Genomic DNA, 15701 nt, shown 5'->3' on the forward strand with positions numbered 1-15701 from the left:
AACTTACGCCTCAAATTAAGCCATTTTCCTGCGCAAAATTTAGATCACATACTTAATCCGATTGGTATTAATTGGAATTTCTCAACGGCGGTTGCTTCGAGGTCAAGGAAAAAGCGCGCAGCTTACTCTAGTAAGTGAGCACTTTTGACGCTGAGATCGAAACAACAGACTAAGAGAAAACCAATTAATGGCGGAAGTGACGCATTCCCGTGAATACCATTGCCATACCATGCTCATCTGCTGCGGCGATAACTTCATCATCACGCATCGAGCCACCTGGTTGGATAACACAGGTGATGCCGGCTTCAGCTGCTGCATCGATACCATCACGGAATGGAAGAACGCATCCGATGCCATTACCGAACCTTCTACAACCAGATTCTCATCGGCAGCTTTGATACCAGCAACTTTCGCGCTGTAAACACGGCTCATTTGTCCAGCACCAACACCAATAGTGGTACAATTTTTTACATAAACGATAGCATTTGATTTAACAAATTTAGCGACTTTCCAGCTAAATAGTAGATCTTTTAATTCTGCTTCCGTTGGTTGACGTTTCGTCACCACTTGCAAATCATCTAGGCCGACCATACCTTGATCGCGATCTTGTACCAATAAACCACCATTCACACGTTTAATATCAAACTCAGTGGTTTTACTCGCCCATTCACCGCACTCTAGTAGACGTAAGTTTTTCTTCGCAGCAACAATTTGTGCCGCTTCAGAGCTCACTTTAGGGGCAATAATCACTTCCACAAATTGACGAGAAACAATCGCTTCGGCAGTATCTGCATCCAATTCACGGTTGAAGGCAATAATGCCACCGAAGGCAGAAGTTGGATCGGTCTTATAAGCACCTTCATAGGCATCTAGGATATTATCACCGATTGCCACACCACAAGGGTTAGCATGTTTAACGATCACACAAGCTGGCTCTGCAAACTCTTTAACACACTCAAGGGCGGCGTCAGTATCGGCAATGTTGTTATAAGATAACGCTTTACCTTGCAGTTGTGTTGCGGTTGCAACGGATGCTTCTTGGATATTAGTCTCAACATAAAATGCAGCATCTTGATGACCATTTTCACCGTAACGCATATCTTGTTTTTTGTTGAATTGCATGTTGAAAGTACGTGGGAATTTAGACTCTTCATCACCTTCTTTATTTTCGCCGTAACTTGGTACCATAGTACCAAAGTAGTTAGCAATCATGCCGTCATATTGAGCAGTATGCTCATAGGCAGCAATCGCTAAATCAAAACGCGTTTTGTAAAGTAAACTGCCGTCATTTTCATTCATTTCATCAAGAATACGCGAGTAATCACTTGCATTAACGACGATTGCCACATCTTTATGGTTTTTAGCCGCAGCGCGAACCATCGTTGGACCGCCAATATCAATATTTTCAATTGCATCTTCTAAAGAACAATCTAGGCGAGCCACGGTTTGTGCAAATGGATAAAGATTCACCACAACCATATCAATGGCAATAATGTCATTTTCTGACATGATCGCTTCATCAATACCACGACGTGCAAGAATACCGCCATGAATTTTTGGATGAAGGGTTTTAACACGCCCGTCCATCATCTCAGGAAAACCAGTATAATCAGATACTTCCGTTACTTTTATGCCATGATCAGCAAGTAGTTTACAGGTTCCACCCGTAGAGAGAATATCGACGCCTTTGGCCGCTAACTCTCTTGCAAACTCAACAATGCCAGATTTATCTGAAACACTTAATAACGCTCGTTTAATCGGTCGGCTACTTTCCATTTTATTACTCATTCCTCGGTTGATGAATTAATAAGCAAAACCATGCATTGGTTTTTCAACTTATAAAAAAATTCTTTGGACTAGGATCGCTATTCTACCCGAAAACGATGGCAATTTGAGCGTTTATAATGAAAAAAATTCGCTTTTTATTGTGTCGTGATACTGACTACTTAAGTTGCGCTTTAAAATGGTATTTTCCTAGCAATTTATAATGGGCATTTATAACGAGTGCAAGGCTGTAAATAGGGGGATGGCAATGGTTAGATTGTAACAAAAGAGTAATCGATAACGTTAAGCGGTAACAATGCCGTTACCAAAACAAATGGTAACGGCTATCAAAAGATTAAAGGTGGTAAGGCTGACTCAATTCATGCACGGCATCGACAAATACTTTGGCATTTTCTGGTGGAACATCCAAATGAATACCATGCCCTAAATTAAATACGTGGCCACTGCCATTGCCAAAACCTTTTAAAATTTCAGCAACTTCTTGACGGATGCGTTGTGGGGATGCATATAACATGGATGGATCCATATTGCCTTGTAGCGCAACACGAGAACCAACTCTTGCTTTAGCTTCAGCCATATCAATAGTCCAGTCAAGGCCAATACCATCACACCCAGTATCTGCGATAGACTCTAACCACTGCCCACCATTTTTAGTAAACAAGGTAACCGGTATTTTTTTGCCTTCATAATTTCTTATCAAGCCCGCAACGATTTTCGCCATATATTGTAGTGAAAAATCTTTATAATCTCGCGGTGACAAAACGCCGCCCCAAGTATCAAAAATCATCACTGACTGTGCGCCAGCCGCTATTTGACCATTTAAATAGGCGATAACAGAATCGGCTAATTTATCTAGCAGGGTATGTAATATTTGTGGCTCAGAAAATGCCATTTTTTTAATTTTAGTAAATGCCTTAGAGCTTCCCCCTTCCACCATGTAAGTCGCTAATGTCCACGGACTACCTGAAAAACCAATCAGTGGAACTTCACCTTTTAACTCACGACGGATGGTGCGCACCGCGTTCATAACGTACTGCAATTCACCTTCAGGATCTGGCATGATTAAATGGTCGACATCTTTTTTACAACGAATAGGGCGTTCGAATTTAGGCCCCTCTCCCTCTGAAAAATAGAGCCCCAGCCCCATCGCATCAGGAATCGTTAATATATCTGAAAATAAAATAGCGGCATCGAGTTCAAAACGGCGTAATGGTTGCAATGTCACTTCACAGGCAAGATCAGCATTGCGACATAGCGACATGAAATCGCCAGCTTCTGCTCGTGTTGCTTTATATTCAGGCAAATATCTCCCCGCTTGGCGCATCATCCAAACAGGTGTTTTATCGACAGGTTGCTTTAATAACGCACGAATATAGCGATCATTTTTTAATTCAGTCATACAACTTTTATTCCATTATAAAATTGGATTTAATATTTTCGAGATGTTAACACTTTTAACATCTTTTTTTACAAAAAATCAAGAAATCGATAACGCTAATCAATATCCGTAATTATCTTTGTAATTAATTTTCTTGCTAACGTCCCTGTATTAGGTAGTTCAGGCAAATTATCAATATCGTACCAGTCAGCACTACAAAGCTCTTTAGGGTCAATATTAATGTCACCTGAAGCATAATCTGCTATATATCCAACCATTAATGAATGGGGAAAAGGCCAAGGTTGACTGGTGACATATTGAATGTTTTTAATTTTTATTCCCGACTCCTCATAAACTTCACGTTCTACGCAAGTTTCGAGTGTTTCCCCTGCTTCAACAAACCCGGCCAAGACCGTATAAACAGGGTTGTTATCATTCTTATGACGTTGATGCAGGGCTAATAAAATCTGTTTTTGTTTACGAATGCCAACAATAATACACGGAGAAACGCGAGGATAACAACGGTGTTCGCAGTGATAACACTTCATGGCAATTTCCCAATGAATCGCACTCATCTTTTCACCACAATGGCCACAATATTGGTGGGTTTTATAAAAATGCGCAACCTGAAATGCCCTCCCTGCTATATCAAACAAAAGATCATCAACTCGCCCAAGCAGGAAGCGTAAATTCGAATATTCACCTAGGCCAACATCTAATTTTTCCTGAAGATGAACTAAATAGCATGGACTAGACTGATAGCTGCCGATATTGACTCTATCAGCAACGAGTTGTTCTGAAAATGGCAAATCATCAAGATTTCCATAGGGGATAAAATCGCCCTGTGGCTGTAAAATAATTTCATTATGAGCAACAATAAACCACCATGCATTTTGCTGATAATCTATCTTTGATTTAACTGGTTTCATCTCCCCTCCCCTTGACGAATTTAACTCAATTAGTGCCTGCTAAATTTTAACAGGTAGCAGCTTACATCACAGTTATACAGGAAGATTATCATGATATTCAAATTGAAGTTGACGCTAACTTAATTTTTGTTTACTTTCGCTGTTAAAACTTATTACATAATCTATTTAAGGCTGTCATATGCTAACCAAATTAGAACAAGCAAAAGAAGAATGGGGTGGCACACTTGCAGTTATTGATAAGTGGCTTGAAGAGCGCCAAAGCTTAGTTGTTTTATATTGCGAACTAGCGGGATTACCGCCTTATCAGCAAGAGACTCGTAGCTTACCTACACAAGAGAAAATAACGCAATTTTGTCAAATGTTACTCGACTATGCATCGAAGGGCCATTTTGAAATTTACGAGCAAATTATTCTGCAATGTAAATTAGATGGTGAAGAAAATTTAAAAATTGCTCAAGAGCTCTATTCGCGCATCACCACGACGACGGATACGGCATTAAATTTCAATGATAAATATGCAGAAGCAAAGGGTGATAAAAACTTACTCGACTTTGACCAAGATTTGTCGGAATTAGGCCAAGTTATGGAGAGCCGTTTTGAGCGTGAAGACCAACTACTTGAAGTGGTACATTTACACCACACGCTTGCCTAGCTGTTGTTCATATAAGCAAAAACCAATCTTTTCTACATTGGTTTTTGCTCTTCCGTTCAATAATAACCGACCTGCTACCTAAGGCAAATCCATTACCTGCGAATCTAAACTATTTTTTATCAATAAAAAATACTCTTTGATAAAATCAATCTGCGTTCTGTTGGCTGGCTTATTCCAACGTTGTCCTAATATTTGTTCTAGGTCATCAACCAACTTATCGCCTTCTGCAACCACAGTGAGGCGCGTTTCATTACTCAAGTGCGGTTGCTGTTGGCAAAAGCATAACAACATATCAACGACTTGATCTGAGACGATATCTGCGATGATATCACCTTCCTCTGAATTAATTTGACCTTCAAAAATATCTAGGTTGTCAGCAAAATAACCAACACATGCCTTGTAAGCATCACTTTCTAATAACATAATGATCTACCCTGAAATTAATGATTGCTATATAAAATAATAGTACGACTTAAGCAACTCGTGCAATTAAATGGATGCTAAACCCAACTCTTTTAAAAATAGGTCTCTTCGTTGCTCAAATACCTTCATCTGTTTTTTAGGTACCTCTTGAGATAACGGTAAATCGACACGCATAGCATCAACGGGTCTGTTGTAGACATGGAATTCGTAATGCAAATGAGGTCCGGTTGAACGGCCTGTATTACCACTTTTAGCAACTAACTCTCCCATTTTAACATGCTGCCCTTTATGCACATATATTTTACTTAAATGTAAAAAGCGCGTGGTGTATTTACGTCCAAGTTTTATCACCACATAGTTACCAGCAGCAGCATGATACCCCACTCGCTCGACAACGCCATCGCCAATTGAGTAGACTTTTGTACCAGTTGGCACGGCAAAATCGGTACCATTATGGGGTCTGACTTTTTTCGTTACAGGGTGTAAACGTTTTGGATTAAAGTTGGAGCTAATACGATATTTTTGCTTAAGTGGTACACGTTTATAAGCTTTATTCAAACCGCGTCCCTGTTGATCGTAATAACGCCCATCTTCATTAAGGAATGCCGTATAGGTTTGTCGACGGGTGTTGATGATAACCGCTAGCACTTCACTATCTAAGCTATACTGACCATCGATATACTGCTTAGATACCAACACATTAAAGGTATCTCCTGCTTGCAGCTGACGGCGAAAATCAATCCGGTCCTGTAGTGCATCTGATATCTGTTGAATCTGCCCTGAGGTCAGCCCTGCATCTATTGCATTATTATAAAAACTACCTGTTATTGACCCTTCATATGAACTATTTTGCCACTCACCTTGTTTCGTTTCTAACAGGGCAACATACTCATTATCCTTAAGTGTAAAGGTCAATGTATTAGCCAGATCAATAATGACCTTCAAAGCCATTAATTTATTATCAGGCGAAATTAGTAAGTAAATTTGCTGACCAGGTAATAAGTTATCTAAACGTAAATACTGTCTATCGACCTCAAGGAGTTCTTGTAGTAATGCCGCTGACAACCCCTCTTTTTCAAATATCGCACTAAGTGTATCGCCCTTTTCTATTTCAATTTGTACTTCTCTATAACCGAGCGGATTTGGCAGTGTATCAACATATTCCGCAGCCACTCCTTCAGCGGGCTCTAAACTTGCCTTGGTTTGTAATTTTGTTGAGCTAGGCTCGGCAACATTTTGACTAATAGATGGCAATTTCAATTGTCTTTTAATACTTTTGTCTTTAACCCTTTGCATCGGCATAAAAGAAATGACCAATAAAAAAACAAACAATATAATTAAAGCAAAAAAATGTTTTTTTGGTAAGTTATTGATAAATGAAACAAATGAAAGTAAAAATGCTTTTAGGCGGATAAAAAAAGTCATATATAGAACTCAAGAGCTAAAATGAATACAGCCGAAATAGAAAAATGAGGCGCTAGTATATACCCATGATACTTCAAGATGCAAAGTCAACAAGAAAAAGTGTTGGCGTAAAATAACCAAGCGCTTCATCCTATTCGTGAAGTTAAATAAAAGGGTGTTTTTCATCACAGAAAAATGTATTATAGACGTCTAGATGTAAAAACATCTAAAATAATTACACTCATCTCATTTTAGGAGTCCATATGTCACGTGACTTATTCACTTCAGAATCCGTTTCTGAAGGTCATCCAGATAAAATCGCCGATCAAATTTCCGATGCGGTACTTGATGCCATTTTAAAACAAGATAAAAAAGCACGTGTTGCCTGTGAAACCTATGTCAAAACAGGTATGGTGATGGTGGGTGGTGAAATCACTACCGATGCATGGGTTGATATTGAAGAGATCACTCGTAACACGGTACGTGATATTGGTTACACCAGCTCTGAAATGGGATTTGATGCCGATTCTTGTGCAGTCCTTAACGTAGTGGGTAAACAGTCGCCTGATATTAATCAAGGTGTTGATCGTAGTGATCCACATGAGCAAGGAGCCGGCGATCAGGGACTTATGTTTGGTTATGCAACCAATGAAACAGAAGTCTATATGCCAGCCCCTATCACTTATGCTCACCGTTTAGTGAAACGCCAAGCAGAAGTTCGCAAAAATCAAACATTGCCATGGCTGCGTCCTGACGCAAAAAGCCAAGTAACCTTTGCCTATGATAATGGCAAAATTGTTGGTATCGATGCCGTCGTATTATCCACACAGCACTCTGAAGGTATTAAGCAATCTGATTTGATTGAAGCGGTAATGGAAGAGATCATCAAACCTGTATTACCAGCAGATCTATTAACAGAGCAGACTAAATACTTCATAAACCCAACGGGTCGTTTTGTTATTGGTGGCCCTGTTGGCGACTGTGGTTTAACTGGACGTAAAATTATCGTTGATACTTACGGTGGTACTGCGCGACATGGCGGCGGTGCATTCTCTGGTAAAGATCCTTCTAAGGTTGACCGTAGTGCTGCTTATGCTGCACGTTATGTTGCCAAGAATATCGTTGCGGCTGGTCTTGCGGATCGTTGTGAAATACAAGTTTCCTATGCTATTGGTGTTGCAGAGCCGACCTCAATTAGTGTTGAGACTTTCGGCACAGAAAAAGTGAAGAAAGAGCTGATCATTCAACTTATCCGTGAACATTTTGATTTACGCCCATACGGGTTAATCGAAATGTTAGATCTTATCCAGCCAATTTACCAAGCGACGGCAGCCTATGGTCACTTTGGTCGAAATGAGTTTCCTTGGGAAGCACTGAATAAAGTTGAAGATCTGAAAGCTGCCGCATTTTAAGAGAGATAACCAACTCTTTTATGGTCAGTAACGAAGATAAAAAAGCACTGCAAGTTAAAGGTGAAACATGTTTCATTTTAGCTGAGTGCTTTTTTAATCGCTCTTTTCAGCGCCCAAGTTACCTCTTTAATCAACGAGGAAAGAGCGCAGCAACGGCACATCTACAGCGTAATTTAATTAAATTCAACGCGATCCTTTATCAACAAAATAAAGAAACCTTTTTACAACAGGTCGTCGCCCACGAAGTCGCTCATCTAATTGTTTATCAATGCTACGGTAAGGTTCGTCCGCACGGTAAAGAGTGGCAAAAGGTGATGCGTGATGTATTCCACTGCCCACCTCACACGACTCACTCATTAGATATAAGCGATGTGGTTGGTCAACAATTTACTTATCAATGTCAATGCAGCAGCCATCAACTCAGCATACGCCGCCATAATAAAGTATTAAAAGGGGGTCAATATCTATGTACCCGTTGTAAAACCCTATTAACAGCTAAGAACGCTTAAAATTGTCTAAAATAATCCCCGTTGCCATAGCAACATTTAATGATTCCGCCATGCCAAAGTTCGGGATAGTGATTTTATCACTAATAAACTCTCCGACCTCATCGGAAATACCATGTGACTCGCTGCCCATGACAATAAAAGCACTATCAGCCAGTTGAGCTTGATGAATATTCTCCCCCTCTAAAAAGGCACCATAAATAGGCCGATTTTGCTGACTTAAGTATGCTGACAATGGGGTATGACTAACCTGAACTCGCGCAAAGGATCCCATCGTCGCTGCAATCACTTTTGGGTTATAAAAATCAGCACACTCGGGACTACATACAATGCGTTTAATGCCATACCAATCCGCAACCCGTATTATCGTGCCAAGGTTGCCAGGATCACCAACTTGGTCAAGGACTAAAATCAATTCATGCTTACCAATAATTGGGACTTCGTGGGTTTTACATTCGGCAACGGCAACAACACTATTATTGGATATCAGTGTACCAGCCTTACTTAGCTCATTTTCAGTCGCTGCAAAGATAATATTTAGTAGACCTTTTTCTGCGAGTAATGCACTATTTTTATTAATGTAGCTAGCGGTTGCAAAAATAGACTCTATTGTGAAATCAGAGGCCATTAATTCGGCAACATTTTTCTCCCCTTGTACTAAGAACAAACCATGTTTTTTGCGTTGTTTTTTTAACTCAAGCGCTTGTATAAGTTTTAACTGATTTTTAGATAACATATTAATATTCCATCTTATCGCTATAGGTAACAACACATAATAAGTGCATCTTCACGGCCATTTTCGCAGGGATAATAGTCTTTACGTCGATCAACCTCGACAAATCCAGCTTGACTATACAGCGATAGTGCATTGAGGTTCGATTCGCGTACCTCTAACCAAATTTCTTGCTCATCTTTTTGCCTTGCATGATCGAGCAAGAATTGTAATAACTTCCTCCCTAGACCACGACCTTGATTTGTAGGTGAAATGGCAATATTCATTAAGGTGACTTCGCCAGCAACGGAACGGCGACAAAAAAACCGACCACCTGACCATTTTCTAATAAGAGATGATTAAAATAACGTTTACCAAAATTACTTAAAAATAGATTTTTTGACCAAGGGTGACTATGACAACGGCATTCAATGAGATGCACTGCTTCAATGTCAGCCAACCCCATCGGGAGAATATCCAGCTCACTGTTTTGATTATTTTTTAAAGGCACAAAATTGCTTCCATAGGGATTTTTTATGGTGTGGATTATTGGCTAACTGAGACACTGGTACAGAATTTAACACTTTATGCCCATAGGGCTGGTTAATTTTACCCAAGGTTGACCAAATATATTCGGGTAAGACACCCTGTTGGGCTTCAAATTCAGCCATTGAACAATGATAAACTTGCTCGGGGGAAAATTGAAATGCTTTTAATATATTCCCCATTAATGGATGCGCAAACTCAGCCTCTTCTATTAAGATCAGCAGTGCATAACGGCTTAAATCGACATTTTTTTTGCCTGCTTCACAGGCAAACAATTCGGGCTTACGTACTTGCCAACGAGTGATCCCCATCTCTTGCAAGTAAACTGCTTTTTGATGTTGCATAATAGCAATCCGTCTTTATTCACCTAAAAAAGCAAATATAGCATGAATAAATGCCAAGCGAGTAAACAATCAATTTCACGAGTGCTGTTTTATAAACACCTCGCCAAGGCGTATTTTGAAGATATAACCAATAGTTATCGTGAGCGACCGATATATCAACAACGCCGCTCACGCTAACAATAAACAACTATTACTGGGTCGCTGCAGGCGGTGCAATTGCTTTGCTCTTCTCATTTGCTTTGCCTGATTTTCCAAGTGCAGTTAAACAAGGGTGTTTATCTTCTATCACTGACTCTACTAATTTTTGTGCTAAGTAAGAAGTACCTAAGGTAAGTATTGCTGCACCAATAGTCGCCCCTGTTTTCGTTGCCCCGGCAATATCGAGAATCGGTTTAGGGTTCGCTAACGTCCCGCCTAAACCAACACTGCGAGTAAGGTCACCCGCATCAATAGCAGCAAAACCTACACTGTGGGAGCTAATTTGAAAACCTAATCCCTCTGTTTTCAAATCGATCTCGCCACTACCTACAATAACCGTTTTATTACTTTTCAATGCAATGCTCTTATCCGCTAAAGCATGGCCATCTTTTATATCAAAACGGACAACGCCACACTCTAATAAGGAGCCCTGTGTTTTACTTTCCGTTGGAGCAAGCGCTGAAATAAGTGATGCAATCATATCGCCAGCAATTAAATCCATAGTACCATTAGCCAATTTAGCCTGGCCAATATCAAGAATCGTTTCACCATTCAATCCCGCCATTATCTCGCTAATTGAATCACCACTCCCCTGCAGCGCAATATGAACTTTAGAATCACCACCACTGATGTGCTCCTTCAATTTATCAAATTTACCCAACTCTAATTTATCGGAGTCAAGATTAACCATCAATAGAGGTTTGCCTTGGCTTGGTGATGCATCTAAAAGCAACTCCCCCTTAATAGTACCTCCTTGCAACTGCGCTTGTAGTGGTTTTACTAACAATTTGCTGTTATTCAGGTTGACGACAAATTTAAGATCTTTGATAACCTCACTCGGCAGCTCTAGTCGACCAATACTATAATCAATATTCGCATTAAGTGAACTTAATGACTGCAAAGGTAAAGGTGTACTAGGAAACACTTTATCACTTTTAACCGCGACAACGGGTTGCTTCTCTTGTTCTGTCACTGGGTCATTTTGAAATGGTTTTAAGTCAAGGAGATTACTCATTATTGTTGCTGAAATAGCGATAGGTTGTTTTCTCTCAATGGTGATAGCCCCTTTTAAATCAATATTATCAAGCTTAAGGTCAAGCTCTGATATTTTATAATCGCTAGGCGAGGTATTCAACTTTGCTTTCAAGTTAACAGGGCCCACCTGAGGCAGTTCGGTTTGACCTAATGCACCTAACTCTGCAAGATCGGTTGCAACTAACTCAAGATTGATCTCATCACCTTGCCCGGGTGATTTTTGCGAAATCTCCCCGTCGGCATCAAGACGGATTTTATTTAAATCAGCATTGACTTTAAACTGGTAAAAGCCCCCAATACTGGAGGCTTTACCAGCCACTTCAATAGGGCCCATACTCGGCAGTTCAGTGTTAGCCAACTTGCCCAATGGTTGTAGATCCGGCCCTTTTACAAGAAAGTTGATGTTATCACCTTTACCATCAAATTTTTGCGAAACCTGACCATCGGCATCGACTTTTATATCGTCAACGGTGGTGTTTAATTTAAACAGATACGCTCCATTAGCACTTGCCACTTTAGCGTTAATATCAACGGGGCCCATATCGGCTAGTTCTAGGTTAGCGAGTTTACCTAGTTGTTGTAAATTGGGCCCTGTTATTTGAAGGTTAATCGCATCGCCTTGACCATCGAGTGATTGTGCAACTTGGCCATCGCTATGCACGTTAATTTGGTCAATATCCCCCTTTAAGGTAAAACGATAAAAACCATTTTCAGTGATTGTGTTACCGGTGACTTTGATGGTATCGATCTTCGGCATTGCATACCCAGTGAGTTGAGTAATATCGTTAAGATCGGGCGTATCAATAGCAAAATCAATATTTAACAGCGGCATTTTGCTCGTTAGCGGTAATGCTACGTCTCCCTGCAATTGGGTATTAAAATCCCCCAGTTTTCCACGAAGATCCATCTTGAAAGGTTTCCCAACAAGCAGAGCATGTATTAATGAAGTCGATCCATTTAGAGCAACATCAACACCTTTATATTTTGCTGCAATATCCCACTCTTGCAAACCATCGACAATATGATTTACATGCAGTTTGTCTACCACTAATTGGAGTTCTTTTTCTGCATGATTTTTTATGGAAATATGGCTATTTTGCAATAGGGCTTGATGTAACAGTATCTCCGTTTGTACTCCTGAAGAGGGGTGCTGAGTCGTCTCTTTTTTGGCTTCACCGAGTTCCCAGTTACTGACTCCCTGTGCATTGGTTTCTATTAACATATCGAGGTCGCTCACGGATAATTCCGTCACTTCGATTTTATTCGATAATAGTGGGATGAATTTTAACGCTAATACTGCTTCACCCGCCTTAAGCATATCGGCTTGACTTCCCCATGACGCATTCTGAATATGTACATCACGTAATAACATATAAGGCGTTAATGAAACAACCAGCTGCATATCCCCATTAATTTTTACATTTCGTCCTAAAATCTCGGTAAATTGATTTTCAATGAGAGTGCGATGTTCGCTAAGCTCAACACGGTTGAGCCATGCAATCATCGCCGTGATGAGAACTAAAAAAGCAATAAGAATAAAGCATAAATATTTAACTATTTTCATATAATTCATCCATTAAGAATATGAGCACAATCTGAAGTTTCATATAAAGAGAAGTAAATCAATCCGTTACTAATGCGGATCATACTGTAACAAATGCGTCACGCATACAGATCATTTACAGGCAAACGTGTTTAGTATAGTGCGATAACCAATTTTTTATTATCGCATATGAATAAATTCTTTAACTAAAGTGGCTTAATATTTGATTTATATTGGTAAGCAGAAGCAAAACCGCACCACTGTATTAGTTAATAGTTAGCAAAATGAGGATATGATCCCAGTAATATAAGCGCTATTTTGCCAAACTCAATCTGACTTATCACAACCACTCAATAGCGCCTTAAAGGTTTTTTGATGCAACTGATTATATCCTTATTACAACAGCTTAGCGTGTACTTAGTGATTGCCTATCTATTAAGTAAAACGCCACTTTTTATGCCATTAACAACGGTTTCAGGACATTTATCGCAGCGCATCACCTGTTATATCATTTTTAGTTTATTCTGTATTTTAGGCACCTATTTTGGTTTGACCATTGAAAATGCTATCGCCAATACTCGTGCCATTGGTGCCGTCATGGGGGGATTATTAGGCGGGCCAATCGTTGGTTTTTTTGTCGGCTTAACGGGTGGTGTGCATCGTTATACGATGGGAGGTTTTACCGATACCGCCTGTGCGATTTCCACTACGGCGGAAGGATTACTGGGTGGTTTCGTGCATAGCTATTATGTTCGCCGTGGCTTGGTCGATAAAATCTTCACCCCTTACATTGTTTTCATCGTACTGTTAGTTGCAGAAGTGATGCAGATGGTGATTATATTAGTGATTGCCTCCCCCTTTGAGGATGCACTCCATTTAGTACAATCTATTGCACTGCCGATGATTATTGCTAACTCAATCGGTGCGGCTCTGTTTATGAGTATTATTCAAGATAGAAAAGCGATCTACGAAAAATACTCTGCTGCTTTTTCCAATAAAGCCCTTAAAATTGCAGAACGATCCGTGGGTAAACTAAGTAGTGGATTTAATCAACAAAGCACCAAAGAGATCGCACAAATTATTTACGAAGAGACGGGGGTGGGTGCGGTTTCGATTACAGATAGAGAGAAAATCCTCGCTTTTATTGGTATCGGTGCCGATCACCATCTGCCAGGTACTCCTATTTCATCCGCCTATACCAAACAAGCGATTGAAAATGGTGAATTAATCTATGCCGATGGTTATGAAATTCCATACCAATGTTCACTACACCCTAAATGTAAATTAGGATCGGCACTCATTATCCCGCTCATGGAAGATGAAAATAGTGTATTAGGCACCATAAAACTCTATGAACCTAAGCAAAAATTGTTTTCGACCATTAATCGAACACTCGGTGAAGGGTTGGCAAAATTGCTATCTAACCAGATATTAACAGGCCGCTATATAGAACAGCAAAGCTTATTAGCACAGGCTGAATTGCGTTTATTACAAGCGCAAGTTAATCCTCACTTCTTATTTAACGCCCTCAACACTATCAGTGCTATTATTCGCCATGATCCCAATAAAGCCCGTGAACTCATTCAACATCTGTCACAATTCTTTAGACGCAATTTGAAACAAAATATTAAGTCAGTCACTATTCGCGAGGAGTTAGCTCATATCAATGCTTATCTCGAAGTAGAGCTCGCTCGTTTTTCTGATAAGTTACATGTGCAATTTTCCATCGATGATGCATTACTGGATATTGAAGTGCCGACATTCACTCTACAACCACTCGTTGAAAATGCCATCAAACATGGAACATCGACTCTATTATCGGACGCTTGCATTATTATTAGAGGCGAAATCATCAGCCACAACGCAGAAAAACTCGTGAAACTACAGGTGATAGACAATGCAGGAACCTATCAACTAAAAGAGAATGACAGCGGGCTGGGATCGCAAATTGTCGACAAACGTTTAAAAAATCGTTTTGGTAATGCCTATGGCTTAACAATGCATTGCCAAACGGGTATCAGCACGACGGCTGAAATATTGTTTCCCCTTCCTCTAATAAGCAATAACGGAGATAAACAGCCATGTTGTTAAAAGCAATCGTCATTGATGATGAGCACTATGCACGCGAAGAGCTAATTGCTTTACTGAATGAAACGGGACAAGTAGAAGTTGTCGCTTCCTGTGAAAATGCCATTACCGGATTACAAAAAATACATAGTTTAAAACCGGATGTCGTTTTCTTAGATATTCAAATGCCACAGATAACAGGTCTGGAAATGCTAAGTATGCTTGACCATGAAACAATGCCAATGATGGTGTTTGTCTCCGCCTACGATCAACACGCATTACAGGCCTTTGAAGAAAACGCCTTTGATTATATTTTAAAACCCGTAGAACCTAGCCGATTAGCGAAAACAATAAAAAACCTACATGCCATCACCGTAAAAAAAGACTACAGCCAATTAGTACAAGATAAGCTAGAACTAATCCCCTGTATGGGCTACAACCGAATTCTATTGTTAAAAGCACAGGACATTGAACTCGCCTATTCCGATCAATCCGGTGTACATATCGTTAGTCATGAAACTAACAAAAACAACCAAACGACAACCTGTTCACTCAGCTTAAAAGTACTTGAAGAAAAAACCTGCTTGCTACGCTGCCATCGCCAATATTTAATTAATACCAATATGATACGAGAAATAAAATTACTGGATAACTCATTGGCTGAAATTATCACTCATAATGGCGCTGTTGCCCCCGTGAGTCGCCGCTACTTAAAAACATTAAAGGATAGATTAGGGCTCTCTTAGCCCTCATCTCAGCAAGTCAAA

15 protein-coding genes and 1 pseudogene are annotated in these 15701 nt (G+C 39.9%); 6 read left to right on the forward strand and 10 right to left on the reverse strand.

The window, feature by feature from the left end; translation table 11 throughout:
* Positions 1-184: 184 nt before the first annotated feature.
* The 3 genes and pseudogenes from purH to nudC all read right to left on the reverse strand — a co-directional run bounded on the left by purH (position 185) and on the right by nudC (position 4092).
* Positions 185-1776, reverse strand: a pseudogene (purH, locus tag AB1A03_RS05720) (bifunctional phosphoribosylaminoimidazolecarboxamide formyltransferase/IMP cyclohydrolase).
* Between the two features lie 343 nt (positions 1777-2119).
* Entirely contained in the window at positions 2120-3184 is a 1065-nt protein-coding gene (gene hemE, locus AB1A03_RS05725; protein ID WP_354623640.1) for a uroporphyrinogen decarboxylase, read from the reverse strand.
* A gap of 95 nt (positions 3185-3279) precedes the next feature.
* On the reverse strand, positions 3280-4092 hold the full coding sequence (gene nudC / locus AB1A03_RS05730; protein WP_354623641.1) for an NAD(+) diphosphatase: 813 nt from the start codon (positions 4090-4092) through the stop codon (positions 3280-3282).
* A gap of 178 nt (positions 4093-4270) precedes the next feature.
* Between nudC and rsd the strand changes: the two genes are divergently transcribed.
* Positions 4271-4744 (forward strand): sigma D regulator, encoded by a 474-nt coding sequence (gene rsd / locus AB1A03_RS05735; RefSeq protein ID WP_354623642.1) that lies wholly within the window; start codon positions 4271-4273, stop codon positions 4742-4744.
* A gap of 78 nt (positions 4745-4822) precedes the next feature.
* Here rsd and AB1A03_RS05740 read toward each other — a convergent pair whose 3' ends face one another.
* Together AB1A03_RS05740 and AB1A03_RS05745 are read right to left on the reverse strand one after the other, a co-directional pair.
* Positions 4823-5167 carry a DUF3802 family protein gene (locus tag AB1A03_RS05740; protein WP_354623643.1) on the reverse strand — a complete coding sequence of 115 codons (345 nt, stop codon included), beginning with the start codon at positions 5165-5167 and terminating at the stop codon, positions 4823-4825.
* A 66-nt stretch (positions 5168-5233) separates the two neighbouring features.
* On the reverse strand, positions 5234-6592 hold the full coding sequence (locus AB1A03_RS05745; protein WP_354623644.1) for a peptidoglycan DD-metalloendopeptidase family protein: 1359 nt from the start codon (positions 6590-6592) through the stop codon (positions 5234-5236).
* Between the two features lie 242 nt (positions 6593-6834).
* Between AB1A03_RS05745 and metK the strand changes: the two genes are divergently transcribed.
* A complete protein-coding gene (gene metK / locus AB1A03_RS05750; RefSeq protein WP_354623645.1) occupies positions 6835-7983 on the forward strand; it encodes a methionine adenosyltransferase in 1149 nt (382 codons plus the stop codon).
* 20 nt (positions 7984-8003) lie between these two features.
* Positions 8004-8492: a SprT family zinc-dependent metalloprotease gene (locus AB1A03_RS05755; RefSeq protein WP_354623646.1), complete on the forward strand. Its 489-nt coding sequence runs from the start codon at positions 8004-8006 to the stop codon at positions 8490-8492.
* Here AB1A03_RS05755 and AB1A03_RS05760 read toward each other — a convergent pair.
* The 4 genes from AB1A03_RS05760 to AB1A03_RS05775 are packed head-to-tail and all read right to left on the reverse strand — an operon-like array spanning position 8479 to position 10091.
* Positions 8479-9225, reverse strand: a complete 747-nt coding sequence (locus AB1A03_RS05760; protein WP_354623647.1) for an RNA methyltransferase — start codon at positions 9223-9225, stop codon at positions 8479-8481. The genes AB1A03_RS05755 and AB1A03_RS05760 overlap by 14 nt on opposite strands.
* A 20-nt stretch (positions 9226-9245) precedes the next feature.
* Positions 9246-9488 (reverse strand): GNAT family N-acetyltransferase, encoded by a 243-nt coding sequence (locus AB1A03_RS05765; protein WP_354623649.1) that lies wholly within the window; start codon positions 9486-9488, stop codon positions 9246-9248.
* On the reverse strand, positions 9488-9712 hold the full coding sequence (locus tag AB1A03_RS05770; RefSeq protein WP_354623650.1) for a GNAT family protein: 225 nt from the start codon (positions 9710-9712) through the stop codon (positions 9488-9490). The genes AB1A03_RS05765 and AB1A03_RS05770 overlap by 1 nt, the downstream gene beginning before the upstream one ends.
* Positions 9696-10091: a DNA polymerase III subunit psi gene (locus AB1A03_RS05775; protein WP_354623651.1), complete on the reverse strand. Its 396-nt coding sequence runs from the start codon at positions 10089-10091 to the stop codon at positions 9696-9698. The genes AB1A03_RS05770 and AB1A03_RS05775 overlap by 17 nt, the downstream gene beginning before the upstream one ends.
* Before the next feature lie 42 nt (positions 10092-10133).
* Here AB1A03_RS05775 and AB1A03_RS05780 point away from each other — a divergent pair, with 42 nt between their 5' ends.
* Complete coding sequence (locus AB1A03_RS05780) at positions 10134-10268, forward strand: hypothetical protein (RefSeq protein ID WP_354623653.1); 135 nt, start codon at positions 10134-10136, stop codon at positions 10266-10268.
* 13 nt (positions 10269-10281) lie between these two features.
* Here AB1A03_RS05780 and AB1A03_RS05785 read toward each other — a convergent pair whose 3' ends face one another.
* A complete protein-coding gene (locus AB1A03_RS05785) occupies positions 10282-12888 on the reverse strand; it encodes an AsmA family protein (protein ID WP_354623654.1) in 2607 nt (868 codons plus the stop codon).
* 354 nt (positions 12889-13242) lie between these two features.
* Between AB1A03_RS05785 and AB1A03_RS05790 the strand changes: the two genes are divergently transcribed.
* On the forward strand, positions 13243-14958 hold the full coding sequence (locus AB1A03_RS05790) for a LytS/YhcK type 5TM receptor domain-containing protein (RefSeq protein WP_354623655.1): 1716 nt from the start codon (positions 13243-13245) through the stop codon (positions 14956-14958).
* On the forward strand, positions 14949-15680 hold the full coding sequence (gene btsR, locus AB1A03_RS05795) for a two-component system response regulator BtsR (protein WP_354623656.1): 732 nt from the start codon (positions 14949-14951) through the stop codon (positions 15678-15680). The genes AB1A03_RS05790 and btsR overlap by 10 nt, the downstream gene beginning before the upstream one ends.
* Positions 15681-15701: the final 21 nt, after the last annotated feature.

Source organism: Psychromonas sp. MME2 (assembly GCF_040566515.1).
Lineage (GTDB): Bacteria > Pseudomonadota > Gammaproteobacteria > Enterobacterales > Psychromonadaceae > Psychromonas.

What these genes read in the sequence shown, in the direction of transcription:
- hemE (WP_354623640.1), bottom strand. Translation starts at nt 3,184, where the DNA reads ATGACTGAATTAAAAAATGATCGCTATATTCGTGCGTTATTAAAGCAA.
- nudC (WP_354623641.1), bottom strand. Translation starts at nt 4,092, where the DNA reads ATGAAACCAGTTAAATCAAAGATAGATTATCAGCAAAATGCATGGTGG.
- rsd (WP_354623642.1), top strand. Translation starts at nt 4,271, where the DNA reads ATGCTAACCAAATTAGAACAAGCAAAAGAAGAATGGGGTGGCACACTT.
- AB1A03_RS05740 (WP_354623643.1), bottom strand. Translation starts at nt 5,167, where the DNA reads ATGTTATTAGAAAGTGATGCTTACAAGGCATGTGTTGGTTATTTTGCT.
- AB1A03_RS05745 (WP_354623644.1), bottom strand. Translation starts at nt 6,592, where the DNA reads ATGACTTTTTTTATCCGCCTAAAAGCATTTTTACTTTCATTTGTTTCA.
- metK (WP_354623645.1), top strand. Translation starts at nt 6,835, where the DNA reads ATGTCACGTGACTTATTCACTTCAGAATCCGTTTCTGAAGGTCATCCA.
- AB1A03_RS05755 (WP_354623646.1), top strand. Translation starts at nt 8,004, where the DNA reads ATGGTCAGTAACGAAGATAAAAAAGCACTGCAAGTTAAAGGTGAAACA.
- AB1A03_RS05760 (WP_354623647.1), bottom strand. Translation starts at nt 9,225, where the DNA reads ATGTTATCTAAAAATCAGTTAAAACTTATACAAGCGCTTGAGTTAAAA.
- AB1A03_RS05765 (WP_354623649.1), bottom strand. Translation starts at nt 9,488, where the DNA reads ATGAATATTGCCATTTCACCTACAAATCAAGGTCGTGGTCTAGGGAGG.
- AB1A03_RS05775 (WP_354623651.1), bottom strand. Translation starts at nt 10,091, where the DNA reads ATGCAACATCAAAAAGCAGTTTACTTGCAAGAGATGGGGATCACTCGT.
- AB1A03_RS05780 (WP_354623653.1), top strand. Translation starts at nt 10,134, where the DNA reads ATGAATAAATGCCAAGCGAGTAAACAATCAATTTCACGAGTGCTGTTT.
- AB1A03_RS05785 (WP_354623654.1), bottom strand. Translation starts at nt 12,888, where the DNA reads ATGAAAATAGTTAAATATTTATGCTTTATTCTTATTGCTTTTTTAGTT.
- AB1A03_RS05790 (WP_354623655.1), top strand. Translation starts at nt 13,243, where the DNA reads ATGCAACTGATTATATCCTTATTACAACAGCTTAGCGTGTACTTAGTG.
- btsR (WP_354623656.1), top strand. Translation starts at nt 14,949, where the DNA reads ATGTTGTTAAAAGCAATCGTCATTGATGATGAGCACTATGCACGCGAA.